Origin of the sequence: Streptomyces misionensis (assembly GCF_900104815.1) — a bacterium.
Lineage (GTDB): Bacteria > Actinomycetota > Actinomycetes > Streptomycetales > Streptomycetaceae > Streptomyces > Streptomyces misionensis.
In genome coordinates, this window is sequence record NZ_FNTD01000004.1 from 5107169 (window position 1) to 5130607 (window position 23439).

Annotated in this window: 20 protein-coding genes; 13 read left to right on the top strand and 7 right to left on the bottom strand. The window is 69.2% G+C overall.

Annotation, left to right across the window (positions count from 1 at the left end; genetic code table 11):
• Window positions 1–75 precede the first annotated feature (75 nt).
• From BLW85_RS25005 to BLW85_RS25025, 5 genes are all read left to right on the top strand, one after another.
• Window positions 76–1110 carry an ABC transporter permease gene (locus BLW85_RS25005; protein WP_070026948.1) on the top strand — a complete coding sequence of 345 codons (1035 nt, stop codon included), beginning with the start codon at window positions 76–78 and terminating at the stop codon, window positions 1108–1110.
• Window positions 1111–1262: 152 nt separating this feature from the next.
• On the top strand, window positions 1263–3071 hold the full coding sequence (locus BLW85_RS25010; protein WP_074993166.1) for an ABC transporter substrate-binding protein: 1809 nt from the start codon (window positions 1263–1265) through the stop codon (window positions 3069–3071).
• An 87-nt stretch (window positions 3072–3158) separates the two neighbouring features.
• Window positions 3159–4139 carry an ABC transporter permease gene (locus BLW85_RS25015; RefSeq protein WP_070026946.1) on the top strand — a complete coding sequence of 327 codons (981 nt, stop codon included), beginning with the start codon at window positions 3159–3161 and terminating at the stop codon, window positions 4137–4139.
• 12 nt (window positions 4140–4151) lie between these two features.
• Window positions 4152–5174 (top strand): ABC transporter ATP-binding protein, encoded by a 1023-nt coding sequence (locus BLW85_RS25020; RefSeq protein WP_074993167.1) that lies wholly within the window; start codon window positions 4152–4154, stop codon window positions 5172–5174.
• A 12-nt stretch (window positions 5175–5186) separates the two neighbouring features.
• Window positions 5187–6323: an ABC transporter ATP-binding protein gene (locus BLW85_RS25025; RefSeq protein WP_074993168.1), complete on the top strand. Its 1137-nt coding sequence runs from the start codon at window positions 5187–5189 to the stop codon at window positions 6321–6323.
• A gap of 13 nt (window positions 6324–6336) precedes the next feature.
• On the opposite strand, the gene BLW85_RS25030 is transcribed toward BLW85_RS25025, so the two are convergent.
• On the bottom strand, window positions 6337–7080 hold the full coding sequence (locus BLW85_RS25030; protein ID WP_074993169.1) for a class I SAM-dependent methyltransferase: 744 nt from the start codon (window positions 7078–7080) through the stop codon (window positions 6337–6339).
• Window positions 7081–7136: 56 nt separating this feature from the next.
• Here BLW85_RS25030 and BLW85_RS25035 point away from each other — a divergent pair, with 56 nt between their 5' ends.
• On the top strand, window positions 7137–7520 hold the full coding sequence (locus tag BLW85_RS25035; protein WP_074993170.1) for a VOC family protein: 384 nt from the start codon (window positions 7137–7139) through the stop codon (window positions 7518–7520).
• A gap of 136 nt (window positions 7521–7656) precedes the next feature.
• Here the strand turns inward: BLW85_RS25035 and BLW85_RS25040 are convergent, their stop codons facing one another.
• From BLW85_RS25040 to BLW85_RS25060, 5 genes are all read right to left on the bottom strand, one after another.
• Window positions 7657–8700, bottom strand: a complete 1044-nt coding sequence (locus BLW85_RS25040; protein ID WP_074993171.1) for an ABC transporter ATP-binding protein — start codon at window positions 8698–8700, stop codon at window positions 7657–7659.
• A gap of 26 nt (window positions 8701–8726) precedes the next feature.
• Window positions 8727–9764, bottom strand: coding sequence for an ABC transporter ATP-binding protein (locus BLW85_RS25045; RefSeq protein ID WP_070026940.1), 1038 nt, complete (start codon window positions 9762–9764; stop codon window positions 8727–8729).
• Window positions 9765–9811: 47 nt separating this feature from the next.
• Window positions 9812–10792: an ABC transporter permease gene (locus tag BLW85_RS25050; RefSeq protein ID WP_070026939.1), complete on the bottom strand. Its 981-nt coding sequence runs from the start codon at window positions 10790–10792 to the stop codon at window positions 9812–9814.
• 95 nt (window positions 10793–10887) lie between these two features.
• Window positions 10888–12645 (bottom strand): ABC transporter substrate-binding protein, encoded by a 1758-nt coding sequence (locus BLW85_RS25055; RefSeq protein ID WP_070026938.1) that lies wholly within the window; start codon window positions 12643–12645, stop codon window positions 10888–10890.
• Window positions 12646–12725: 80 nt separating this feature from the next.
• Entirely contained in the window at window positions 12726–13754 is a 1029-nt protein-coding gene (locus BLW85_RS25060; RefSeq protein WP_180329570.1) for an ABC transporter permease, read from the bottom strand.
• Between the two features lie 473 nt (window positions 13755–14227).
• Between BLW85_RS25060 and BLW85_RS25065 the strand changes: the two genes are divergently transcribed.
• The 5 genes from BLW85_RS25065 to BLW85_RS25085 are packed head-to-tail and all read left to right on the top strand — an operon-like array spanning window position 14228 to window position 19816.
• Window positions 14228–15847, top strand: a complete 1620-nt coding sequence (locus BLW85_RS25065) for a peptide ABC transporter substrate-binding protein (protein ID WP_074993173.1) — start codon at window positions 14228–14230, stop codon at window positions 15845–15847.
• 5 nt (window positions 15848–15852) lie between these two features.
• Complete coding sequence (locus BLW85_RS25070) at window positions 15853–16776, top strand: ABC transporter permease (protein ID WP_074993174.1); 924 nt, start codon at window positions 15853–15855, stop codon at window positions 16774–16776.
• On the top strand, window positions 16769–17749 hold the full coding sequence (locus BLW85_RS25075; protein WP_074993175.1) for an ABC transporter permease: 981 nt from the start codon (window positions 16769–16771) through the stop codon (window positions 17747–17749). The genes BLW85_RS25070 and BLW85_RS25075 overlap by 8 nt, the downstream gene beginning before the upstream one ends.
• A gap of 8 nt (window positions 17750–17757) precedes the next feature.
• The gene (locus tag BLW85_RS25080) at window positions 17758–18741 is read left to right on the top strand and encodes an ABC transporter ATP-binding protein (RefSeq protein WP_070026933.1); all 984 of its coding nucleotides are present in this window, start codon (window positions 17758–17760) and stop codon (window positions 18739–18741) included.
• Window positions 18725–19816 (top strand): ABC transporter ATP-binding protein, encoded by a 1092-nt coding sequence (locus tag BLW85_RS25085; protein WP_074993176.1) that lies wholly within the window; start codon window positions 18725–18727, stop codon window positions 19814–19816. The genes BLW85_RS25080 and BLW85_RS25085 overlap by 17 nt, the downstream gene beginning before the upstream one ends.
• 113 nt (window positions 19817–19929) lie before the next feature.
• Here BLW85_RS25085 and BLW85_RS25090 read toward each other — a convergent pair whose 3' ends face one another.
• On the bottom strand, window positions 19930–22044 hold the full coding sequence (locus BLW85_RS25090; RefSeq protein ID WP_074993177.1) for a S9 family peptidase: 2115 nt from the start codon (window positions 22042–22044) through the stop codon (window positions 19930–19932).
• 177 nt (window positions 22045–22221) lie between these two features.
• Here BLW85_RS25090 and BLW85_RS25095 point away from each other — a divergent pair, with 177 nt between their 5' ends.
• The gene (locus tag BLW85_RS25095; protein WP_070026930.1) at window positions 22222–22416 is read left to right on the top strand and encodes a hypothetical protein; all 195 of its coding nucleotides are present in this window, start codon (window positions 22222–22224) and stop codon (window positions 22414–22416) included.
• A gap of 131 nt (window positions 22417–22547) precedes the next feature.
• Window positions 22548–23426, top strand: a complete 879-nt coding sequence (gene mshB, locus BLW85_RS25100) for an N-acetyl-1-D-myo-inositol-2-amino-2-deoxy-alpha-D-glucopyranoside deacetylase (protein WP_070026929.1) — start codon at window positions 22548–22550, stop codon at window positions 23424–23426.
• Window positions 23427–23439: the final 13 nt, after the last annotated feature.

Consider the following 23439-nt stretch of genomic DNA (forward strand, 5'->3'; position numbering starts at 1 on the left):
CGTCCGGCTGCGGCTTCGCGCGTCCTCGGAGTACCCGGGCACCACTCACACTCATATCTGTGAAACGGACGAACCGTGACAAGTCCTATCGACATTGGGGACGGCGGGACCTCGGTCGTCGTCTCCGGCGAACCAGGGCCGAAGGCGAAGGGCGAAGCCGTCGAGCTGGCGGGCCGGTCTCCCGGCCGGCTGATGTGGATGCGTTTCAAGCGTGACCGCACGGGGGTGATCTCCGCCTACGTGGTGGGGTTCTTCTTCCTGATCGGCCTGCTCGCCCCGCTGATCTCCAAGCTGTACGGCAAGAACCCGTACACGGTGTACGCGGACGAACGCCCGGACCTCTTCGACAGCGCCGGTGTGCCGGTGCACCCCAACGGCGGCATCAGCGGCCAGTTCTGGTTCGGCCTCGAACCCGGCAACGGCTACGACGTCTTCACCAAGCTGATCTACGGCATCCGCACCTCGCTGATGATCTCGGTCGTGGTGACCCTCGCGGTGGTCGTCACCGGCATCCTGCTCGGCGTCGCGGCCGGTTATCTCGGCGGCAAGACCGACTATTTCATCGGCCGGGTCATCGACTTCCTGCTCGCCTTCCCCGCGCAGCTGTTCTTCATCGCGAGCATGCCGGTCGTGGTCTCCCTGTTCGTCAGCCCGCGCGACGAGACGCCGACCTACGTCCGGGTGCTGGCACTGATCATCGTCCAGTGGTTCCTCGGCTGGATGGGCCTCGGCCGCATCCTGCGCGGCACCGCACTCGCCCTGCGGGAACGGGAGTTCATCGAGGCGGCCAAGGTCAGCGGGGCCTCGCCCTGGCGGATCATCCGCAAGGAGATCCTGCCGAACATCGTCACCCCGCTGCTGGTGCAGTCGACGTACCTGCTGCCCAACTTCGTGACCGCCGAGGCGGGTCTGTCCTACCTGGGCGTGGGCATCGTCGAACCGACGCCGGACTGGGGGCAGATGTTCTCCAAGGCGTCCACCGAACTGGTGATGCAGAACGACATCACCTACATGTTCTTCCCGGGCGTATCGATGATCATCTTCGTCGTCGCGTTCAACCTGCTCGGCGACTCGGTCCGGGACGCGTTCGACCCCAAGACCGCGCGCTGACCCCCTCGAGATGAGCGGCCGCCGGCCGCGTCTTCGGCAATTCCTCTTCACCGCACGTCACTTCAGTACTTCTCGCACCACGCCACAGTCCTTTTCGTACCGGTGACACACACAACGCACTGGTGACACACAGATGGGTGGGAATCCTCGTGATGAGTAGGGGCGGACGCCACGCATACGGCGCACTCTCCGTGCTCGCGGCCGGAGCTCTTGTGCTCACCGGTTGCAGCAAGGGCGGCAGCGACGCCGGCGACAACTCCAAGCAGGACCAGCAGAACGCCAAACGCCAGCAGGCCGCCATCAAGTTCGGCGACGCGGCAGACTCCACCGGTCCGGCGGCCCCCGTGCCCGGCGCCAAGCCCGGCGGCAGCATGGAGGTGCTCCAGCGCGACAGCTACGCGCACCTCGACCCGGGGCAGATCTACGTCAACGACGAGATGACCGTCTCCCAGCTGATCCACCGCGGCCTCACCGGCTACAAGGCGACCAGCGACGACGGCAAGCAGCACGAGGTGGTCGGCGACCTCGCCACCGACTCCGGCACCACCACCGACGGCGGCAAGACCTGGAAGTACACGCTCAAGGACGGCATCAAGTTCGAGGACGGCACGCCGATCACCTCGAAGGACGTCCGCCAGACCTTCGAGCGGCTGTTCGCCCCCTTCATCAACCAGGGCCCGACCTACATCCAGCAGTGGCTCGCCGACACCAGCGGCACCGGCTACCGCAAGCTGCTGCCCGACGGCCCCTACAAGGGCAAGCACCTGCCGGACAGCGTCCTGTCCACGCCGGACGACAAGACCGTCGTCTTCCACTTCAAGGTGCCCCACCCGGACCTGCCGTACGCGCTGGCCATGGCGGGCTACTCCGTCGTCTCCGCCAAGGGCGACACCAAGGAGAAGTACGACAAGACCCCGGTCACCACCGGTCCGTACAAGGTCCAGTCGTTCCAGTCCGGCAAGTCGATGGTGCTGGTCAAGAACCCGAACTGGGACCCGAAGACCGACCCGATCCGCCACCAGTACGTGGACCGGTTCAACATCACCTTCAACCAGCAGTTCGAGGCCTCCACCAAGGCGCTGCTCGCCGACAGCGGCCCCGACCAGACCGGCATCAGCTTCAACAACCAGGTCGACGCGGGCAACCTCTCCCAGGTGCTCGGGAACCCGAAGCTGAAGTCCCGCACGGTCTCCGGCTACCAGTCGTACGTGGGCCAGATGAACATCAACATGAGCAAGCCCGAGATGAAGGACATCCGGGTCCGCCAGGCCATCGCCTACGCCCTGCCGGTCACCCCCTTCGTCCGCGCCTACGGCGGCACCGACGCCATGGAGGTCGCCGGCGGCCTGATCAGCCCGACCGTCAGCGGCTACGACGCCTCCTTCGACCCCTTCGGCAAGAAGAAGAAGCCCGCGGGTGACCCGGCCAAGGCGCACGCCCTCCTCAAGGAGGCCGGCAAGCTCAACATGAAGCTCACCTTCGGCTACATCAACACCCCCGAGGGCCAGCAGTACTCCACCGCCATGGCGGCGGGCCTGAAGAAGGCCGGCTTCAACGTGCAGCGCCAGGAGATCCCGGCCGAGACCTTCTACGACCAGGTCTCCAAGCTGAACAACCCCTACGACATCTTCCACACCGCCTGGGGCGCCGACTGGCCGTCCGCCTCCACGGTCATTCCGCCGCTGTACGACGGCCGGCAGATCGCCGACGGCGCCTCGGTCTACTCGCAGATCAACGACGCGCACGTGAACAGCGAGATCGACCGCATCAACACGATCACCGACCCGGTCAAGTCCGCCGCCGAGTGGGAGAAGCTCGACAAGTACCTCCTCACCAAGGTGGTCAACGAGGTTCCGACCGCGTACTACAAGCAGACCCAGATCGCCGGCTCCAAGGTCGGCGGCCTCGTCTTCGACGACGTGATCGGCGGCGTCGACCCGCGTCGCCTCTACATCAAGTAACCGTCTTCCGCCGGTACCCGGCGCGACCCCGCCGCGGGGGAGCGCCGGGTACCGCCCGGACCGCCGACGTCTGAGAGCTGCCCTGTCATGCTGCGCTTCCTCGTGCGCCGGATCATCGGTGCCGTCGTCATTCTGTTCCTGCTGAGCATCGTCACGTTCGTGCTGTTCTTCGGGGTGCCCCGGGACCCGGCGCTGCTGATGTGCGGCAAGACCTGCAACCCGGACAGCATCGCGAACATCCACCATGTGCTCGGGCTCGACAAGCCCATCACCGAGCAGTACTGGATCTTCCTGCACAACCTCGTCGCGGGCAGCAGCCAGTTCGCCCAAGGCCCTTGCCCCGCGCCCTGTTTCGGCTACTCGTACCACACCAACGACCCGGTCTGGAACACGCTGATGGACCGGCTGCCCACCACCGTCTCGCTCACCCTGGGCGCGGCCGTGTGCTTCCTGATCGTCGGCCTCGGCACCGGTCTGCTGGCCGCCTGGCGACGCGGCACCATGGTCGACAAGACGGCCACCGCGGGCGCCATGGTCGTCAGCTCGCTGCAGATCTACTTCCTCGGCCCGCTGGCCCTCGCGATCCTCGTCTACCAGACCCACTGGTTCGACAAACCCGCCTACAACAACTTCACCGGCGATCCGCTGACCTGGTTCACCGGGCTGATCATCCCCTGGGTCGTGCTGTCCACGATCTTCGCCGCGCAGTACACCCGTATGGCGAGGTCCGCGATGATCGAACAGCTCCAGGAGGAACACGTCCGCACGGCCCGGGCCAAGGGCATGTCCCGGCGGTACGTCTTCTTCCGCTACGCCTGGCGCGGCTCACTGATCCCGATCGTCACCATCTTCGGCATCGACCTCGGCTCCCTGCTCGGCGGCGCCATCATCACCGAGTACACCTTCGGCCTGCCGGGCCTCGGCCAGCTCGCCGTGCAGTCCGTGTTCTTCAGCGACCTGCCGCTGCTGCTCGGCGTGATGCTGTTCGCCGCCACCATGATCCTGCTCTTCAACATCGTCGTCGACGCCGCGTACGCCTTCATCGACCCGCGCGTGCGGCTGTCCTAGGGGGAGACAACCATGAGCACACCTCTCCTCTCCGTGCGGGACCTGCACGTCAGCTTCAAGACCGAGGACGGCGTCGTACGGGCCGTGGACGGACTCTCCTTCGACCTGGAACGGGGCAGGACCCTCGGCATCGTGGGCGAGTCCGGCTCCGGCAAGTCGGTGACGAACCTGACCATCCTCGGCCTGCACAACCCGATGTTCACCACCGTCGAGGGCGAGATCCTGCTGGACGGGCGCGAGTTGACCACCGCGCGCGAGTCGGAGCTGGAGAAGCTGCGCGGCAACAAGGTCGCCATGATCTTCCAGGACCCGCTCACCGCGCTGTCCCCCTACTACACCGTCGGCCGGCAGATCGCCGAGCCGTACATGAAGCACAACGGCGCCTCCAAGAAGGACGCCTGGGAACGCGCCGTGGAGATGCTGGGCAAGGTCGGCATCCCCAACCCCCGGCAGCGGGCGAAGGACTACCCGCACCAGTTCTCCGGCGGCATGCGCCAGCGCGCGATGATCGCCATGGCCCTGGTCTGCGACCCCGACCTGCTCATCGCCGACGAGCCGACCACGGCGCTCGACGTGACCGTGCAGGCGCAGATCCTCGATCTGCTGAAGGACCTGCAACAGGAGTTCGGATCGGGCATCATCTTCATCACCCACGACTTGGGGGTGATCGCCGACATGGCCGACGACATCATGGTGATGTACGCGGGCGGCGCGGTCGAACGGGGCACCACCGAAGAGGTGCTGCGCTCGCCCCAGCACCCTTACACCTGGGGCCTGCTGAACTCCATGCCGCGCCTGGACTCCGACCCGGCCGCGAAGCTGTCCCCGATCCCGGGCACCCCGCCCTCACTGCTCAACCCGCCGAGCGGCTGCCGCTTCCATCCACGCTGCACCTTCCAGGACCGGGTGGCGGGCACCGGCCGCTGTACGACCGAACGGCCGCCGATCGGCCCCGGCCGCGCGTCGGCGTGCCATCTGGGCGCCGACCAGAAGCGGACCATCTTCATCGAGGAGATCAAGCCCCGTCTGGGCTAGGAGGACACTGTCATGAAAGAGGACCTGGTCCTCCCGGCCCAGCGCGAGCGCGACGGTGACACGGAGGGCGAGCCGCTGCTCCAGGTCTCCGGGCTGACCAAGCACTTCCCCGTCAAGGGCGGCTTCCCGATCCGCCGCACCGTCGGGCAGGTGCAGGCCGTCGACGGCATCGACCTGGCCGTGCACACCGGCGAGAGTTTCGGCCTGGTCGGCGAGTCGGGCTGCGGAAAGTCCACCACCGGCCGGCTGATCACCCGGCTCATGGAGCCGACCAGCGGCACGATCACCTACCGCGGGCAGGACATCAGCCACGCCTCGCGCAAGCAACTGGCGCCGATCCGGTCCGAGATCCAGATGATCTTCCAGGACCCCTACTCGTCGCTGAACCCGCGGCAGACGGTCGGCAAGATCATCTCGGGTCCGATGGAGATCAACGACATCAACCCGGAGGGCGGCCGCGAGAAGCGGGTGCGCGAACTCCTGGAGATCGTGGGTCTCAACCCCGAGCACTTCAACCGGTTCCCGCACGAGTTCTCCGGCGGTCAGCGCCAGCGCATCGGCGTGGCCCGCGCGCTCGCCCTGGAGCCGAAGCTGATCGTCGCGGACGAGCCGGTCTCGGCGCTGGACGTCTCCATCCAGGCACAGGTCGTCAACCTGCTCCAGAAGGTGCAGAACGAACTCGGCATCGCGTTCCTCTTCATCGCCCACGACCTCGCGGTGGTGCGGCACTTCTCGCAGCGCGTCGCCGTGATGTACCTCGGCAAGATCATCGAGGTGGGCGACCGCGACTCCATCTACACCCGCCCGCGCCACCCCTACACCCACGCCCTGCTGTCCGCGGTCCCCGAGGTCAGCCTCACGGACGGGGAGACGGGCGGCCGCGAGCGCATCCGCCTCGCCGGCGACGTGCCGTCCCCGATCTCCCCGCCCTCCGGCTGCCGCTTCCGCACCCGCTGCTGGAAGGCCCAGGACAAGTGCGCCACCGAGGAGCCCCCGCTGGTCCGGATCGCCGGCAACCACGAGGGTCATCTGACGGCGTGCCACTTCCCGGAGGAGCCGACGACCGAGGCGCGCGAGGAGGACATCGTGCTGGACCCGGCGCTGGCGGCCCTGGAGGAGCCGGGACCGGACGCGGGGGCGCAGGGGTAGGCACCGGGCGGAGTCAGGCGGCGGGCGTCGCCACGGTGATGATCTCGGGGGCGGCGGGCGTCAGCGGGCCGCCGTCCCAGTCGCCGTACTGCTCCACGACCGTCAGGCCGGCGGCCGTGAGGAAGGCGCCGAGTTCCCCGGCGTCCAGGAAGCGCAGGACGGTGTGGCTGACGTGGGGGGCGGGCCACCGGTCGCTTTCGTAGGTCTCGCTGAACCGGACCCGGCCGTCGCGCAGGCCGCCGTCCTGGACCTCGTGCCGGACGCGTACGACGGCTCCGTCGGGGGCGGTGACCTCGCGCACGCGGTCGGGGGTCCACCGCTCCCAGGGGCGGGCGGCCGGGTTCCGCGTCTCGAACGCGAACCGCCCGCCGGGCCCCAGCGCCCTGCGCACGGCCCGCAGGCACTGGAGGACGTCCTCGTCGCCGAGCAGCACCTGGAAGGCGTGCCCGGTCATCACCGCGAGGTCGAACTCCCCGTCCCAGCCCCGCGCCCGGGTGTCCCCGAGCACCCACTCGACGTCCGTGCGCGCCTGCCGGGCCTGGACGAGCATGGCGGCGGCCGGGTCGAGCCCCACGAGCCGGCCCCGGTGCCCCTCGGCCCGCGCCCTGCACAGCAACTGCCCGGTGCCGCAGCCGACATCGAGCACGGCGTCCGCCCGCCGCACCAGCTTCAGATAGAACTCGTCGCCCGGACCCCAGGAGTTGAGGCCGTCGTAGAGCGCGGCGAGCGAGAGATCGACGAACGAGTGATCCACCACCGCGGCAGTTTGTCATACCCTCCGCCTGGCCGCGGGGCTTTTGGGGAGGGGATGGTGTGCTGCATCACGTGGAGCTGTGGGTACGGGATCTGGAGCGGGCGGGAGCCCGGTGGGGGTGGCTGCTGGCTGCCCTGGGCTGGGAGCCGTACCAGGAGTGGGGAGCCGGGCGCAGTTGGCGGGCGGGGGAGACGTACGTCGTCATCGAGGAGTCGCCCGCCCTCCGTCCCGGTGCAGGGCACGACCGGATGCGGCCGGGGATGAATCATCTGGCCTTCCACGCCCCCGACCGGGGGACCGTCGACGCCCTCGCCGAGGGCGCGGCGGCGCACGGCTGGGCGGTGCTCTTCCCCGAGCGGCACCCGCACGCCGGAGGCGCGGAGCACTACGCCGTGTACCTGGAGGACGTCGACGGGTTCGAGGTGGAGGTCGTCGCGCAGTAGTCCGGGGTACGGCGAAGGCCCGCGTCTTGGGGAGACGCGGGCCTTCCTTCCCGTGGAGCGGACGTTCTGGTGGCTCGGGTCAATGGGCCGGTGAAGTCCGTTCCGGCAAGGGAGCGACCGACGGAAAAGGGGTGTGTCAGGCCGCCGCCTCGGGGTCCTTGGCCAGACGCGGGGCCGGCACCGCGTCCCGCGTCTCGGGGTAGTGGCACGCCGTGAGGTGGCCGGGCTTGTTGCCCTCCGCCTGGACCAGCGGCGGGGCCTCGGACGCGCACTTCTCCGTCGCCTTCCAGCAGCGGGTGCGGAAGCGGCAGCCGGACGGCGGGTTGATGGGCGAGGGCACGTCGCCGACCAGGCGGATGCGCTCGCGCGGCTCCTCGTCCACCGTCGCCTCGGGCACCGCGGACAGCAGCGCCCGGGTGTAGGGGTGACGCGGGTTCTCGTACAGGTCCTCGCGGTCGCCGATCTCCACGATCTTGCCGAGGTACATCACCGCGACGCGCTGCGAGAAGTGCCGCACCACCGCGAGGTCGTGGGCGATGAAGACGAAGGCGATGCCCAGCTCCCGCTGCACCTTCTGGAGCAGGTTGACGACCTGCGCCTGGATGGAGACGTCCAGCGCCGAGACCGGCTCGTCCGCGACGATCAGCTTCGGTTCCAGGGCGAGCGCCCGGGCCACGCCGATGCGCTGGCGCTGACCGCCGGAGAACTCGTGCGGGAACCGGTTGAAGTGCTCGGGGTTGAGACCCACGATCTCCAGGAGTTCGCGCACCCGCTTCTCGCGGCCGCCCTCCGGGTTGATGTCGTTGATCTCCATCGGACCCGAGATGATCTTGCCGACCGTCTGCCGCGGGTTCAGCGAGGCGTACGGGTCCTGGAAGATCATCTGGATCTCGGACCGGATCGGCGCGAGGTCCTTGCGGCCCGCGTGCGTGATGTCCTGCCCGCGGTAGGTGATCTTGCCGCTGGTCGGCTCCATCAGGCGGGTGATCAGCCGGCCGGTGGTCGACTTGCCGCAGCCCGACTCACCGACGAGGCCGAGGCTCTCGCCCTCGGCGACCTGGAAGTCCAGCCCGTCCACGGCCTGGACCGCGCCGACGGTCCGCCGGATCGGGAAGCCGCCCTTGATCGGGAAGTGCTTCGTCAGCCCGGAGACGTCCAGGAGGGGGTTCGTGTTGCTCATGATCGTGAAGTCCCGTCTGCTGTCCGTCAGTTGTGCCGGGTCGCGGCGAAGTCGGCGAAGAGTTCCTGCTTCTGCTCGGCGGTGAGGTGGCAGGCCGAACCACGGCCGTCCACGATCTCCAGGGCCGGACGCTCGCTGGAGCACTTGCCGCCCGCGACCTTCTCGGCGAAGGCGCACCGCGGGTGGAAGCGGCAGCCGGTCGGCGGGTTGAGCAGCGAGGGCGGCGAGCCGGGGATCGGCGTCAGCGGCACGTCCACCGGGCCGTTCAGGCTCGGCATGGAGTTGAGCAGGCCCAGCGTGTAGGGGTGCTGCGGGTCCCGGAGCACCTCCTCCTTGGTGCCGCGCTCCACGCACCGGCCGCCGTACATCACCAGCACGTCGTCGGCGATGTCGGCGATCACGCCCAGGTCGTGGGTGATGAAGATGATCGCGGTGCCGAACTCCTGCTGGAGGTCCTTGAGCAGGTCCATGATCTGGGCCTGCACGGTCACGTCGAGGGCCGTGGTCGGCTCGTCGGCGATCAGCAGCTCGGGGTCGCAGACCAGCGCCATGGCGATCATCGCGCGCTGGCGCATACCGCCGGAGAACTGGTGCGGGTAGTCGTCCACCCGCATGTCCGGCTGCGGGATGCCGACCCGGCGCAGCATCTCGATGGCACGCGTGCGGGCCTCGGCCTTCGAGGCGCCCGTGTGCTTGCGGTAGGTCTCGGAGATCTGGGCACCGACGGTGTGGTACGGCGACAGCGAGGCCAGCGCGTCCTGGAAGATCATGGACATCTTGTTGCCGCGCAGCCGCTCCATCTCCCGCTCGGAGGCGGTGAGCAGCTCCTGGCCGTCGAGGAGGATCTCGCCCTCGATCGAGGTGCGCGCCGGGTCGTGCAGGCCCAGGATCGTCAGGTTGGTGACCGACTTGCCGGAGCCCGACTCGCCCACGATGCCGAGCGTCTGGCCCTTGGCCAGGTCGAAGCTGAGACCGTCGACGGCCTTGACGACGCCGTCCTCGGTGGAGAAGTGGACCTTTAGATCCTTGATCGAGAGGAACGGCTGCTGATCGGTGCTCGTCACGGGGACGCTCCTGGGGGTGATGCGGGGGGTCGGGAACGGGGCGGAGGTCAGGCGAGCCGGATCCGCGGGTCGATGAGGGCGTAGACGGCGTCCACGACGATGTTGAAGATGACGATCGCGCCGGCGGACAGCAGGGTCACGCCGAGCACCATGGGCAGGTCGCTCTGGTCCACGGCCTTCAGCGCGAGCCGGCCCACACCCTGGAGGCTGAAGACGGTCTCGGTGATGATCGCGCCGCCGATGAGGGTGGCGAGGTCGATGCCGAAGATGGTGACGATCGGGCCCATCGCGCCGCGCCAGGCGAAGCGGAAGAAGACGGTGCGACGGGACAGGCCCTTGGCGCGGGCCGTGCGCACGTAGTCCTCGCTGAGCGTCTCGACCAGCTGGGAGCGCGACATACGGGTGTAGTTGGCGGTCCAGATCAGCGCCAGCACCAGCCAGGGCAGCAGCAGTCCGGAGGCCCACTCGGCGGGGTTGTCGGTGAGCGGCGTGTACGACGGGTTGTCGAGGATGCCGAGCTTCGCGACGAGGAAGTACATCGCGATGTAACCGACGAAGTAGATCTGCAGCGAGGAGGCGATCAGCGAGCCGGAGCTGGCCACCTTGTCCTGCCACTTGCCCTGCTTGACGGCGGCGATCATGCCCGCGCCGACACCGAAGATGATGAAGATGACGGCGGAGCCGAAGGCGAGCGAGAGGGTCAGCGGCAGCCGGTTCATGATGGTGCCGAGGACGGGCTCGCGGTTGGCGAACGAGTAGCCGAGGCAGGGTGCGGCGCAGTCGCCGAAGTCGCCGTAGCTGCGGCCGACGAAGATGCCCTTCAGCCAGTACCAGTACTGGACGGGGACCGGGTGGTCGATGCCCAGGTTGTGCCGGACCTGCTTGAGCATGTCGGGCGAGCAGTTCTTGCCGCACGACATCATGGCGGGGTCACGCGGAATGGCGTAGAAGAGCCAGAAGGTGACGGCGCTGATGACCAGCAGGATGACCAGCGCGCCGAGGATTCGGCGGACAAGGAAGCGGAGCATGGGGCGTGACTTTCCGGACGGGGCGCCGTCGCCGGGATAGGGGGGAGGGCCGAGGGGGCGGCCAGGTCGTGGCCGCCCCCGTGGGTACTACGCGCTTACTTCTTCGCGTACAGCTTGCACAGGGCGACGCAGGTGTTGCCCGGGTCGTAGACGACGTTGCCGACCTTGGAGCCGTACATCCAGTTGCGGATCTTGTTGTAGTCCGGCACCACCGGCGCCAGCTCCATGATCTGGCGGTCGACCGCGCCCCAGGCCTTGTTGGCCTGCTCGACGTCGGCGATCTTCGAGGCGGCCTCGATCGCCTTGTTGATGCTCGGGTCGTTCAGCTGGGCGTAGTTGCTGCGGCCGTCGCCGATGTTCTTGCCGTCCCAGCAGGGGTAGAACACGGAGTAACCGTTCGGCCAGTCCGGGCTCCAGCCGGCGGCCATCAGGTCGAAGCCGTTGTCCAGCTTGCCGATCTGGCTGTAGAAGGTCGACTTGTCGACCTGCTTGTTGACGACCTGGAAGCCGGCGGCCTCCAGCGCGTTCTTGATCGCGACGGCCACCTTCACCTGGGTGTCCGACTGCTGGTAGGCGATGACCAGCTTCTGGCCGATCGCGTTGGCCTCCTTGAGGAGTGCCTTCGCCTTGGCCGGGTTGCCGCCGGGCTTCTTGTCGACGCCGTACAGGTCGAACTTCTCGTAGCCGGGGGTGACCGGGCTCAGCAGGGTGGTGGCGATCTCGTTGGTGGCCGGGCCACCGTTGATCGTCTGGATCTGCTGGTGCGGCCACGCGTAGTTGATGGCCTGGCGGATCTTGACGTCCTTGATCCGGGTCATGTTGATCGGCCAGTAGTAGCAGACCGTGTCGACCTGGGTCAGCACACGCTTCTTCAGCGTGGCGTTGGTCATGACCTGGGCGATGCGCTCGGGCGCGACCTCGTTGAAGATCGACATCGCGTACTGGTCGTTGCCCTTGTCCGCGATGTAGCGGTCGGTGGAGGCGACCAGCTCGAAGCCGAACTGGAAGACGTACTTGTCCGGGTACGCGTTGCGGATCGGGTCCGTCTTCGGGTCCCAGTGGTCGTTGCGCACGTAGGTCAGCGACTTGCCGATGTCACGGCTGCCGATCCGGTACGGGCCGAGCGCGAACGGGCGCTTGTCGTACTTCTCCTTGGTGTCGTGCTTCTTGTTCACCAGGCTGTAACCGGGCATGGCGAGCGTGTAGTTGAAGTCCGCGCGCGGCTCGGTCAGGTTGAAGGTGATCGTGTTGCCGGACACCTCGAGCGAGTCGATGTGCTTGCCGTCGTACGGGCCCTTGTACTTGTCGCCGCCGACGAGCCACTGCTGGACGTAGCGCGGGCCCTCGGTGACGAACGAGGCGAAGAGGCGCTCGAACGTGTGGCGGACGTCGTCCATGGAGAGGTCGGAGCCGTCCTCCCACTTGATGCCGTCCTTGATGGTGAACGACCAGGTCTTGCCGCCGTTCTTCATGGTGCCGGCGTCGGTGGCGACGTCACCGACGAGCGTGCAGCCGCCCTTGTCGTCGACCTTGTAGCCGGTCAGACCACGCATGATCGGACGGGTGATGGCGCCCTCGGTCGCGACGTAGATCTGCGCCGGGTCCATGTGGTCCATGTCGAACTGGTCGAGCGAGTAGATCGTCCCGCCCTTGACCGCGCCGGCGACCTCGGGGGCCGGACCCGTGGAGTCCGCCTTGGTGCCCACCGGGATGTTCGTGGTCTTGGCCTTGCTCACCGACGGCACGTTCTTGTCGGTGGCCTTGTTGTCGTCGCTGCTGCAGGCGCTCAGCACAGTCGTGGAGGCCGCGGCCACACCGGTGGCGATCAGGAAGTTTCTACGTGAAAAAGACATGCTGAGCCTGCCTATTGGGGTCGATTCGGACGGTCGTGACCAGCCGGACGCCATCGAGCCGGACCGGGTGGAAGGACGTGCTATCGCTTGGACTTGGGGTCGAGCGCGTCGCGCACGGAGTCACCGAGCAGGTTGAAGGCGACCACGAAGATCACCATCGAGATGCCCGGGAACAGCATGAAGGTGATGTCCTGGGAGTAGAACCCGGCGCCACGCGCGATCATCACGCCCCAGTCCGGGGTCGGGTCGATGATGCCGACGCCGAGGAAGGACAGGCCCGCCTCCGTGGTCACGAGCGTAGGGAGCAGAAGCGTGCCCTGGATGATGATCGGTGTCCACAGGTTGGGCAGCAGTTCCTTGAACACGATGCGCATCGGAGACGCGCCCGTGACCTTGGCCGCCTCCACGAACTCGCGCTCACGCAGCGCGAGGACCTGACCGCGCAGCAGACGCGCGATGGTGGCCCAGCCGAACGTGGTCAGCACCACGATCAGGGCGGTGGCGCGCAGCCACGTCGGGATGTTGTCGTCGGGGGCGACGAAGATGCCGTAGACGACCGGCATGAACGCGATGAAGAACAGGGTGGACGGGAACGACAGCAGGATGTCGATGACCCGGCTGACCAGGTAGTCCGTCTTGCCGCCCAGGTAGCCGGCCGTGATGCCGACCACGACGCCGACGACCACCGTGAGGATCGTGGCGGCCACCGCGATGCCCAGCGAGGTCCGGATGCCGTAGAGCAGGAAGGTGAACACGTCCCGGCCCAGCTGCGGCTCGACGCCGAACCAGAACTGCGAGCTCATGCCGCCGTTGGGGCCGGCCGGGTACGAGAACATGTCCAGCAGGCTGGGGTCCTGGCTGGCGTACGTCGTGTACGGGTTCTTGCCGTACAGCTTGGCTATCAGGGGCGCGGCGATCGCGATCACGAAGAAGAAGAGCACGATGTAGGCCGAGACGACGCCCGTCTTGTCGCGCTTGAAGCGCTTCCAGGCGAGCCGGCCCGGTGAACGGCTCTCACTGCCCTTCGGACCGCTCGAAGTGGTCGACTTCGTGACGGTCTCGTCGGTCACCTCAAGCGGGGCGGCCGCGGATGGAGTTGGGGAGGTCATGGTGCTCCTGGCCCAAGGGAGGGTCTGATGACTCCGCAGGGCGCTCCCCTACGGGCTACGCCGGACTTTTTCAACGCAATTCATTCAAGGTCAATAAATTCTCGGTCGGCTTGGTTTTGTCTTTACCTTCTTTGCCTCAGCTTGGTCGATCTGTAGCTACGCGGGTAGCGCGCTGTGACCAATCCGTGCTTCACATCGGACCAAATGGACTAATCGGGCAAGAAGTTCGATATGCGGATGGTGGAGTGTCGAAATACGTACATCGACGTGTCCCAATCCAACGTTTCGGCAACGTTACGCGGTGATCTGTTGCGCTCCCCTTTCAAGATCATTGCGAGGGTTCCGCCGGGGTGCCTGCATTCGGATGACGTGTCCCTCTAAAGGTCCCTCAATCCCGCCATGCGTATGCGGTATGTGTCGTATGAGCCGATATTGACCGGTGATGCATTCGGTGATCGTCGAGGAGGCGCTCCATGCGTGGTGTCCGGCGCGTCCGAGGGGGCGCCTGTGCGATCGTCGCCGGGCTGATGTTGGCCGGATGTGGTGGTTCCGGGTCGTTCGGCGGGGCCGGGGTGCTGACCTCGTCCTGGGGCGACCCGCAGAACCCGCTGGAGCCCGCCAACACCAACGAGGTGCAGGGCGGCAAGGTCCTCGACATGATCTTCCGGGGCCTGAAGAAGTACGACCCGCGCACCGGCCGGGCCGTGAACATGCTCGCCGAGCGCATCACCACCCCCGATTCGCGCACCTTCACCATCACCGTCAAGGACGGCTGGCGCTTCAGCGACGGCGAGCCGGTCACCGCCCGCTCCTTCGTGGACGCCTGGAACTACGGCGCGAGCCTGCGGAACAACCAGAAGGACGCCTACTTCTTCGGGTACATCGACGGCTACGACAAGGTCCACCCCGACAGCGGCCGGCAGCGCGCCGACACCCTGTCAGGGCTCAGGGTCACCGGCCCCCGGACCTTCACCGTCCGCCTGGCGCAGAAGTTCGCCGGCTTCCCCGACACCCTCGGCTACGCGGCCTACGCGCCCCTGCCGCGCGCCTTCTTCACCGACCACGCCGCCTGGCTGCGCAAGCCGGTCGGCAACGGGCCCTACCGGATCGCGTCGTACACCAAGGGCTCCGCGATGACCCTGAAGAAGTGGAACGGCTACCCCGGACCCGACCCGGCCCGCAACGAGGGCGTCACCCTCCTCGTCTACACCGACAACAACACCGCGTACACCGATGTGCTGGCCGGCAACCTCGACCTCGTCGACGACGTGCCCGCCACCCAGCTGAAGAACGTCCGCACGGACCTGGACGGCCGCTACATCAACACCCCGGCCGGCATCCTGCAGACCCTGGCCTTCCCGTACTACGACCCCAGGTGGAACACCGAGGGGGCGCGCAAGGTCCGCACCGGGCTGTCCATGGCCATCGACCGCGCGCAGATCACCGAGACCATCTTCCGCCGCACCCGCACTCCGGCCACCGACTGGACCTCCCCGGTCCTCGGCAAGGCCGGCGGCTACCAGGCCGGGCTGTGCGGCCACGCGTGCGCCTACGACCCCGCCGGGGCCCGCAGGCTCGTCCGGGAGGGCGGCGGCATCCCCGGCGGCCGGCTGAGGATCACGTACAACGCGGACACCGGCTCGCACAAGCAGTGGGTGGACGCCGTCTGCAACTCCATCAACAACGCCCTGCGCGACGACAAGGCGTGCGTCGGCAACCCGGTCGGCACCTTCGCCGACTTCCGCAACCAGATCGGGCAGCACAAGATGACCGGCCCCTTCCGGGCCGGCTGGCAGATGGACTACCCGTTGATCCAGAACTTCCTCCAGCCGCTGTACTACACCGGCGCCTCCTCCAACGACGGCAAGTGGTCCGACCCGCGGTTCGACCGGCTCGTGGACCGGGCCAACGCCGAGACCGACCGGGCCGCCTCCATCCGGCTCTTCCAGGAGGCCGAGAAGGTCGTCCGCGACAACATGGCGGCCATCCCGCTCTGGTACCAGAACGGCAGCGCCGGATACTCCTCCCGGCTCTCCCGGGTGGCGCTCAACCCGTTCAGCGTGCCGGTCTACAACGAGATCAAGGTCGGCTGAGCCGCGTGGGCCGCTACGTCGCCAGGCGACTGCTCCAGATGATCCCGGTGTTCATCGGGGCCACCCTGCTGATCTTCCTCATGGTGAACGTGATGGGCGATCCCGTCGCGGGCCTGTGCGGCGAGCGGGCCTGCGACCCGGCCACCGCCGCCCAGCTCAAACGGGAGTTCGGGCTCGACCAGCCGCTGTGGCGCCAGTACGCCACCTACATGGGGAACGTCTTCGCGGGCGACTTCGGCACGGCGTTCAACGGACAGCCGGTCACCGAGCTGATGGCGGCGGCGTTCCCGGTCACCGTCCGGCTCACCGTCGTGGCCGTCCTCTTCGAGATCGTCATCGGCATCGCGCTCGGCGTCGTCACGGGCCTCAGGCGCGGCCGGCCCGTGGACACCGGCGTGCTGCTGGCCACCCTGGTCGTCATCTCCCTGCCCACCTTCGTCACCGGACTGCTGCTGCAACTGCTGCTCGGCGTGGAGTGGGGCTGGATCAAACCGTCCGTCTCGCCGGCCGCCGCCTTCGGCGAGCTGATCGTGCCCGGGCTGGTGCTCGCCTCCGTCTCGCTGGCCTACGTCACCCGGCTCACCCGCACCTCGATCGCGGAGAACAAGCGCTCCGACTACGTGCGCACCGCGATCGCCAAGGGCCTGCCCCGGCGCCGCGTCATCAGCCGCCACCTGCTGCGCAACTCGCTGATCCCGGTGGTCACCTTCATCGGCACCGACATCGGCGCGCTGATGGGCGGCGCGATCGTCACCGAGCGGATCTTCAACATCCACGGCGTCGGCTATCAGCTCTACCAGGGCATCCTGCGGCAGAACACGCAGACCGTCGTCGGCTTCGTGACCGTCCTGGTGCTGGTCTTCCTGCTCGCCAACCTCCTCGTCGACCTCCTGTACGCCGTACTCGACCCGAGGATCCGCTATGCCTGAACAGCCCTACGAGCCCGAGGGGGCCATCGCCGGGACCGGCATGGGCGGCCCCATGGACCTGGGCGCGAGCGAGGCCGCCACGCTGGAGGAGGGACCCGGCGGCCCGGCGGGCGCGGGCCCCGCGGGCAAGCCCCGCTCGCTGTGGTCCGACGCCTGGCGGGACCTGCGCCGCAACCCCGTCTTCCTGCTCTCCGCCCTGGTCATCGTCTTCCTGGTGTTCGTCTCGCTGTGGCCCTCGGCGATCGCCTCCGGCAGCCCGCTCGCCTGCGACCTGGCCAAGTCCCAGGACGGCCCGGGCCCGGGCGCCCCCTTCGGCTACGACGGACAGGGCTGCAACGTCTACACACGCACCGTCTACGGCGCCCGTACGTCCGTCACGGTCGGCGTCTGCGCCACCCTGGGGGTCGCCCTCCTCGGGTCCGTGCTCGGCGGCCTGGCGGGCTATTACGGCGGCTGGTGGGACGCGCTGCTGTCCCGCACCACCGACATCTTCTTCGCCATCCCCGTCGTCCTCGGCGGCCTGGTGCTGCTGTCCGTGGTCACCAGCAACACGGTCTGGCCGGTGATCGGCTTCATGGTGCTGCTCGGCTGGCCGCAGATCTCCCGCATCGCGCGCGGCTCGGTCATCACCGCCCGGCAGCACGACTACGTCCAGGCGGCCCGCGCGCTCGGCGCCTCCGACTCCCGCATCCTGCTGCGCCACATCGCCCCGAACGCCGTCGCCCCGGTCATCGTGGTCGCGACCATCGCGCTGGGCACCTACATCTCCCTGGAGGCCACCCTGTCCTACCTCGGCGTCGGCCTCAGACCGCCCAGCGTCTCCTGGGGCATCGACATCTCCGCCGCCTCGCCCTACGTCCGCAACGCCCCGCACGCCCTGCTGTGGCCCTCCGGCGCCCTCGCCGTGACCGTCCTTGCCTTCATCATGCTCGGCGACGCGGTCCGCGACGCCCTCGACCCCCGGCTGAGGTGACCGCGCGCATGCTGCTCGAAGTCCGCGACCTGCACGTGGAGTTCCGGACCCGGGACGGGGTCGCCAGGGCGGTCAACGGGGTGTCGTACGCGGTGGACGCGGGTCGGACGCTGGCGGTGCTCGGCGAGTCCGGGTCGGGCAAGTCGGTGACCGCGCAGGCCGTGATGGGCATCCTCGACACGCCGCCCGGCCGGATCACCGGCGGCGAGATCCTCTTCCAGGGCCGGGACCTGCTCGGGCTCGGGGAGGAGGAGCGGCGCGGGCTGCGCGGCGCGAAGATGGCGATGATCTTCCAGGACGCGCTGTCCGCCCTCAACCCGGTGCTCCCGGTGGGCGACCAGCTCGGCGAACTCTTCGTGGTGCACCGGGGGGCGTCGAAGCGGGAGGCACGGGCCCGGGCGGTGGAACTGATGGACCGGGTGCGCATCCCGGGCGCCGCCCAGCGGGTGCGCGACTACCCGCACCAGTTCTCCGGCGGGATGCGCCAGCGCATCATGATCGCGATGGCGCTGGCCCTGGAGCCGGCCCTCGTCATCGCCGACGAGCCCACCACCGCCCTGGACGTCACCGTGCAGGCCCAGGTCATGGACCTGCTCGCGGAGTTGCGGCGCGAGTACCGGATGGGGCTCGTCCTCATCACCCACGACCTCGGGGTGGTGGCGGACGTGGCCGACCGGATCGCGGTGATGTACGCCGGGCGGATCGTGGAGTCGGCGCCCGTGCACGACATCTACCGGGCGCCCGCCCACCCGTACACCCGGGGCCTGCTGGACTCCATCCCCCGCCTGGACCTCAAGGGGCGGGAGCTGTACGCCATCAAGGGCCTGCCGCCCAACCTGACCCGGGTGCCCCCGGGCTGCGCCTTCCACCCGCGCTGCCCGATGGCCCGGGACGTCTGCCGCACCGAGGTGCCCCCGCTGTACGAGGTGTCCGAGGCCCGGGGCAGCGCCTGCCACTTCTGGAGGGAGTGCCTCGATGACGGCGAGCGGTGAACCGATCTTGGAGGTGGAGGGACTCGTCAAGCACTACCCGCTGACCCGGGGCATCCTGTTCAAGAAGGAGATCGGGGCGGTACGCGCCGTCGACGGCGTCGACTTCGCCCTCGGCCGGGGCGAGACCCTCGGCATCGTCGGCGAGTCGGGCTGCGGCAAGTCGACCGTCGCCCGGCTGCTGTGCAGCCTGGAGCGGCCCACCGCCGGGTCCATCCGGTTCAAGGGCGAGGACATCACCCGGCTGTCGGGCCGCGCCCTGAAGGCCGTGCGCCGCAACATCCAGATGGTCTTCCAGGACCCCTACACCTCGCTCAACCCCCGTATGACGGTGGGCGACATCGTGGGGGAGCCGTACGAGATCCACCCCGAGGCCGCCCCCAAGGGGGACCGGCGCCGGCGGGTGCGGGAACTGCTGGACGTGGTGGGGCTCGACCCGGACTACGTCAACCGCTACCCGCACCAGTTCTCCGGCGGCCAGCGCCAGCGCATCGGCATCGCGCGGGGGCTCGCGCTGCGCCCGGAGGTCATCGTCGCCGACGAACCGGTGTCCGCCCTGGACGTCTCCGTGCAGGCACAGGTGATCAACCTGATGGCCCGGCTCCAGACGGAGTTCGACCTCTCCTACGTGTTCATCGCGCACGACCTGTCGATCGTGCGGCACATCTCCGACCGGGTCGCGGTGATGTACCTGGGCCGGATCGTGGAGACGGGACGGGACGCGGAGATCTACGACCACCCGACGCACCCGTACACCCAGGCGCTGCTGTCGGCGGTGCCGGTCCCGGACCCCGGGGCCCGCGAGCGCCGCGAGCGGATCATCCTCGGCGGCGACGTGCCCTCGCCCACGGACATCCCCTCCGGGTGCCGCTTCCGCACCCGGTGCTGGAAGGCGCGGGAGCGGTGCGCCCGGGAGGTGCCGGCCCTCGCGGTGCCCGCGGTGTTCGAGCGGGGCGGGGGACCGGCCGCGCACGACTCGGCGTGCCACTTCGCCGAGGAGCGGCGGGTGGTGCCGCCGGAGGACCCCGGAGGGCCCGAGGCGCCGCAGGCCACGGTGAACGGCAACGGGCCGGGGTGACACGCACCCCGGCCCGCTCACGGCACCCGCACGGCCGTATGCGCGGCAGCCTGCCGTGTCCGCATATCGGTACCGCTACCGGCGCGTTGCCCGCGTGTTAACGCGGCCGGGGCTCAGCCCAGGGAGCGCCGCAGGAAGTCCAGCTGGAGCCTGAGCAGGTTCTCCGCGACCGTCTCCTGGGGGGTCATGTGGGTGACCCCGGACAGCGGCAGCACCTCGTGCGGGCGGCCGGCGGCCAGCAGGGCGGAGGACAGCCGCAGGGAGTGGGCGACCACCACGTTGTCGTCCGCGAGACCGTGGATGATCATCATCGGGCGGTGCGGCTCGGCCGGGTCGACCAGGCCGGCGTCGTCGATCAGCGAGTTGCGGCGGTAGACCTCGGGCTGCTCGTTCGGGTCGCCCAGGTAGCGCTCCTGGTAGTGGGTGTCGTAGAGGCGCAGGTCGGTGACGGGGGCGCCGACCACCGCCGCGTGGAAGACGTCCGGGCGGCGCAGCACCGCGAGCGCCGAGAGGTAGCCGCCGAAGGACCAGCCCCGGATCGCCACCCGGTCCAGGTCCAGCGGGAACCGCTCGGCGAGCGACCGGAGCGCGTCCACCTGGTCCTGGAGCACGAGTTCCGCCACGTCGTCGCGGATCTCCTTCTCCCAGGCCGGCGAGCGCCCGGGGGTGCCCCGGCCGTCGGCCACGATCACGGCGAAGCCCTGGTCGGCGAACCACTGGGAGGTGAGATGCGCGTTGTGCGCGGCGACCACCCGCTGGCCGTGCGGACCGCCGTAGGGGTCCAGCAGAACCGGCAGGGGAGTGTCACCGGGGTAGTCCCGTGGCATAAGCACGGCGCACGGAATTCGGCGTGCGCCCCCCTCGGTGAGGGTGACCCGGGGGGACAAACCGGGGTCTTCGGCGTACGACCGGACAGTGGCCGCCGGTTTCCCGTCACGCAGCACCTGGACACGGGCGCCCGGCCTGTCGAGCGTGGCGGAGACCAGCACGGTCACGCCCCCGGCGCGTACCGCCGAGTGCACGCCGGGCTCCTGGGAGACGCGCTCCACACCCAGCTCGTTCACGCGGTAGACATGGATCTCACCGGTCTCCGGCGCCTCCGCCTCGGCACCCGCGGAGGCCGAGACGAGCACGTCGTCCGCGCCCACGTCCAGCACCGCGCGGATGTGCAACTGGCCGCTGGTCAGCGGACGTTCGCCCACGGTCAGGACGCGTGCGCCGCCCTCGTCCGCGATCCGGACCAACTGGCCGGAGGGGCTCCAGCAGGGCACCCCGGCAAACAGTTCCAGCCAATCTGGGTCCTCGTCCGCGTGCACCATCCGGGTCGTCCCGGTGTCCGGGTCCACCGCCAGGAACAGCTGGCTGCGCTGGTCCCTGGCCTGCACCAGGATCAGCGGCGCACCCGCCTCTGACCAGTGCACTCGGGCCAGATACGGGTAGCGGGCGCGGTCCCACAGCACCTCGGTGCGCGCACCGTCGAGGCCGAGCACGAACAGCCGTACGTCCGCGTTCGGGGTGCCCGCGGCGGGGTAGGCGACGTTACGTGGCTCACTCTCGGGGTGGGCCGGATCCGCGATCCACCAGCGGGCCACCGGCGTGTCGTCCGCGCGGGCCACCAGCAGCCGGTCCGACCCCGGCGCCCACCAGAAGCCCCGGTGGCGTGCCATCTCCTCGGCCGCGATGAACTCCGCGAGCCCGTAGGTGACGTTCTCCGTCTCCGGCTCGGCGAGCGCGCGGTCGCCCTCGCCGTCGGCGCCCACGACGCGCAGGGCGCCCTGCGCGACGTACGCGACGTGCCGGCCGTCGGGGGCCGGACGGGGGTCGATCACCGGTGCCGGGACGGCGAGTTCACGGGTCTCGCCGGTCGTCAGACGCGCCGTGAAAAGCCGCCCTGACAAGGTGAAAGCCGCCAACTCCACGGCGGCGTCGGTGGCGTGGCCGACGATGCCGGCCCCGCCCTCGCGGCTGCGCTCGCGGCGCGCCCGCTCCTCGGGCGACAGCTGTTCGGAGGCGCCCCGCAGGAGGGTACCCGGGTCGGCGACGAGGCGCTCGGTGCCGTCCGGAAGGTCCAGCACCCACAGGGAGTTGGCCCGGTCGGTGCCGGAGCTCGATCGGAGGAACGCGACACGTGCGCCGTCGGGCGCCACGGTGAATCCACGCGGCGCGCCGAGGGTGAACCGCTGGGTCCTGGCGTGCCTACGGGGGAAGGAGTCGGACTCGGTCGTCATACCCCGACCATATTGGCCATGCGCCCCCTTGTGCGGCTGTGCGCCGAGCGATGCGCGAGCACGGATAGTTATGATCACTACCGCTGTGTGGGTATGAACCTGCCGGTGCCTGCATGGACTTGCTCTACCGATCTTTCCGAACAGCCGCGTCCCTGGGAACTTTGGAGGTGAGCCGCCGTGGCACTCTCGATTTCGGCGGTGGTGCTGCTGGCGATCATCGTCTTCCTGCTGATGAAGAAGTCCGGGCTCAAGGGCGGCCACGCGGTGGTCTGCATCCTGCTCGGCTTCTACCTCGCCTCCTCCACCATCGCGCCCACGATCAGTCAGCTGACCTCGAACGTGGCGAGCATGATCGGCAGCATCAAGTTCTGAACGGCCTCCCGGCCGGCCCGTCCCGTCCGGCCGTGCGGGTTCCCTCCCTCGCGGCCCGCAAACCGCCGGAGCCGGGGGACGGGGAGGCCCGGGGGCACGGGGTACACCGTCGGCCTGCGTAGGGTGGTGGCATGACGGAACTGTCCTCCTTTGGGTCGCGGGGCGCTCGGCGGCTGCTCCTGGTGCATGCGCACCCGGACGACGAGTCGATCAACAACGGCGCCACCATGGCCAAGTACGTGGCCGAGGGTGCGCACGTGACGCTGGTCACCTGCACCCTGGGGGAGCGGGGGGAGTGCATCCCGCCCGGACTGCGGCATCTGACCGGGGCCGCCCTGGGCGCGCACCGGCGCGGCGAGCTGGCCGCCGCCCTCGCCGCGCTGGGGGTCACCGACGCCCGGCTGCTCGGCGGCGCGGGCCGCTACGGCGACTCCGGGATGATGGGCACCGCGGACAACGAGGACCCCGGCTGCTTCTGGCGGGCCGACGTGGACGAGGCCGCCGGCCACCTCGTCGAGGTGATCCTGGAGACCCGGCCCCAGGTCCTCGTCACCTACGACGACAACGGCGGCTACGGCCACCCGGACCACATCCAGGCCCACCGCGTCGCCATGCGCGCCGTGGACCTCGCGGCCGAGCGCGGCCACCGCGTCGACAAGGTCTACTGGAACCGCACCCCGCGCTCCGTGGCCGAGGCCGCCTTCGCCCGGCTCCAGGACGAGCTGCCGACGCTGCCCTTCACCAAGAGCGCCGACCTGGACGACGTACCCGGAGTGGTGGACGACGAGCGGATCACCACCGCCGTCGACGGCACCGCACACGCCGCCGCCAAGGCCGCCGCGATGCGCGCCCACGCCACCCAGATCGAGGTGGCCGGGTCCTGCTTCGCACTCTCCAACGAGCTGGCCCAGCCCCTGTTCACCACCGAGTACTACGAGTTGGTGCGCGGCACGGCCGTCCCCGGCGAGACCGACCTGTTCGCCGGCCTCGGCGTCGAGGAGACCTCGTGAGCGGCGGAGCGGG

What these genes read in the sequence shown, in the direction of transcription:
- BLW85_RS25055 (WP_070026938.1), bottom strand. Translation starts at nt 12,645, where the DNA reads ATGTCTTTTTCACGTAGAAACTTCCTGATCGCCACCGGTGTGGCCGCG.
- mshB (WP_070026929.1), top strand. Translation starts at nt 22,548, where the DNA reads ATGACGGAACTGTCCTCCTTTGGGTCGCGGGGCGCTCGGCGGCTGCTC.
- BLW85_RS25015 (WP_070026946.1), top strand. Translation starts at nt 3,159, where the DNA reads ATGCTGCGCTTCCTCGTGCGCCGGATCATCGGTGCCGTCGTCATTCTG.
- BLW85_RS25025 (WP_074993168.1), top strand. Translation starts at nt 5,187, where the DNA reads ATGAAAGAGGACCTGGTCCTCCCGGCCCAGCGCGAGCGCGACGGTGAC.
- BLW85_RS25020 (WP_074993167.1), top strand. Translation starts at nt 4,152, where the DNA reads ATGAGCACACCTCTCCTCTCCGTGCGGGACCTGCACGTCAGCTTCAAG.
- BLW85_RS25060 (WP_180329570.1), bottom strand. Translation starts at nt 13,754, where the DNA reads ATGACCTCCCCAACTCCATCCGCGGCCGCCCCGCTTGAGGTGACCGAC.
- BLW85_RS25065 (WP_074993173.1), top strand. Translation starts at nt 14,228, where the DNA reads ATGCGTGGTGTCCGGCGCGTCCGAGGGGGCGCCTGTGCGATCGTCGCC.
- BLW85_RS25050 (WP_070026939.1), bottom strand. Translation starts at nt 10,792, where the DNA reads ATGCTCCGCTTCCTTGTCCGCCGAATCCTCGGCGCGCTGGTCATCCTG.
- BLW85_RS25075 (WP_074993175.1), top strand. Translation starts at nt 16,769, where the DNA reads ATGCCTGAACAGCCCTACGAGCCCGAGGGGGCCATCGCCGGGACCGGC.
- BLW85_RS25090 (WP_074993177.1), bottom strand. Translation starts at nt 22,044, where the DNA reads ATGACGACCGAGTCCGACTCCTTCCCCCGTAGGCACGCCAGGACCCAG.
- BLW85_RS25085 (WP_074993176.1), top strand. Translation starts at nt 18,725, where the DNA reads ATGACGGCGAGCGGTGAACCGATCTTGGAGGTGGAGGGACTCGTCAAG.
- BLW85_RS25080 (WP_070026933.1), top strand. Translation starts at nt 17,758, where the DNA reads ATGCTGCTCGAAGTCCGCGACCTGCACGTGGAGTTCCGGACCCGGGAC.
- BLW85_RS25010 (WP_074993166.1), top strand. Translation starts at nt 1,263, where the DNA reads ATGAGTAGGGGCGGACGCCACGCATACGGCGCACTCTCCGTGCTCGCG.
- BLW85_RS25040 (WP_074993171.1), bottom strand. Translation starts at nt 8,700, where the DNA reads ATGAGCAACACGAACCCCCTCCTGGACGTCTCCGGGCTGACGAAGCAC.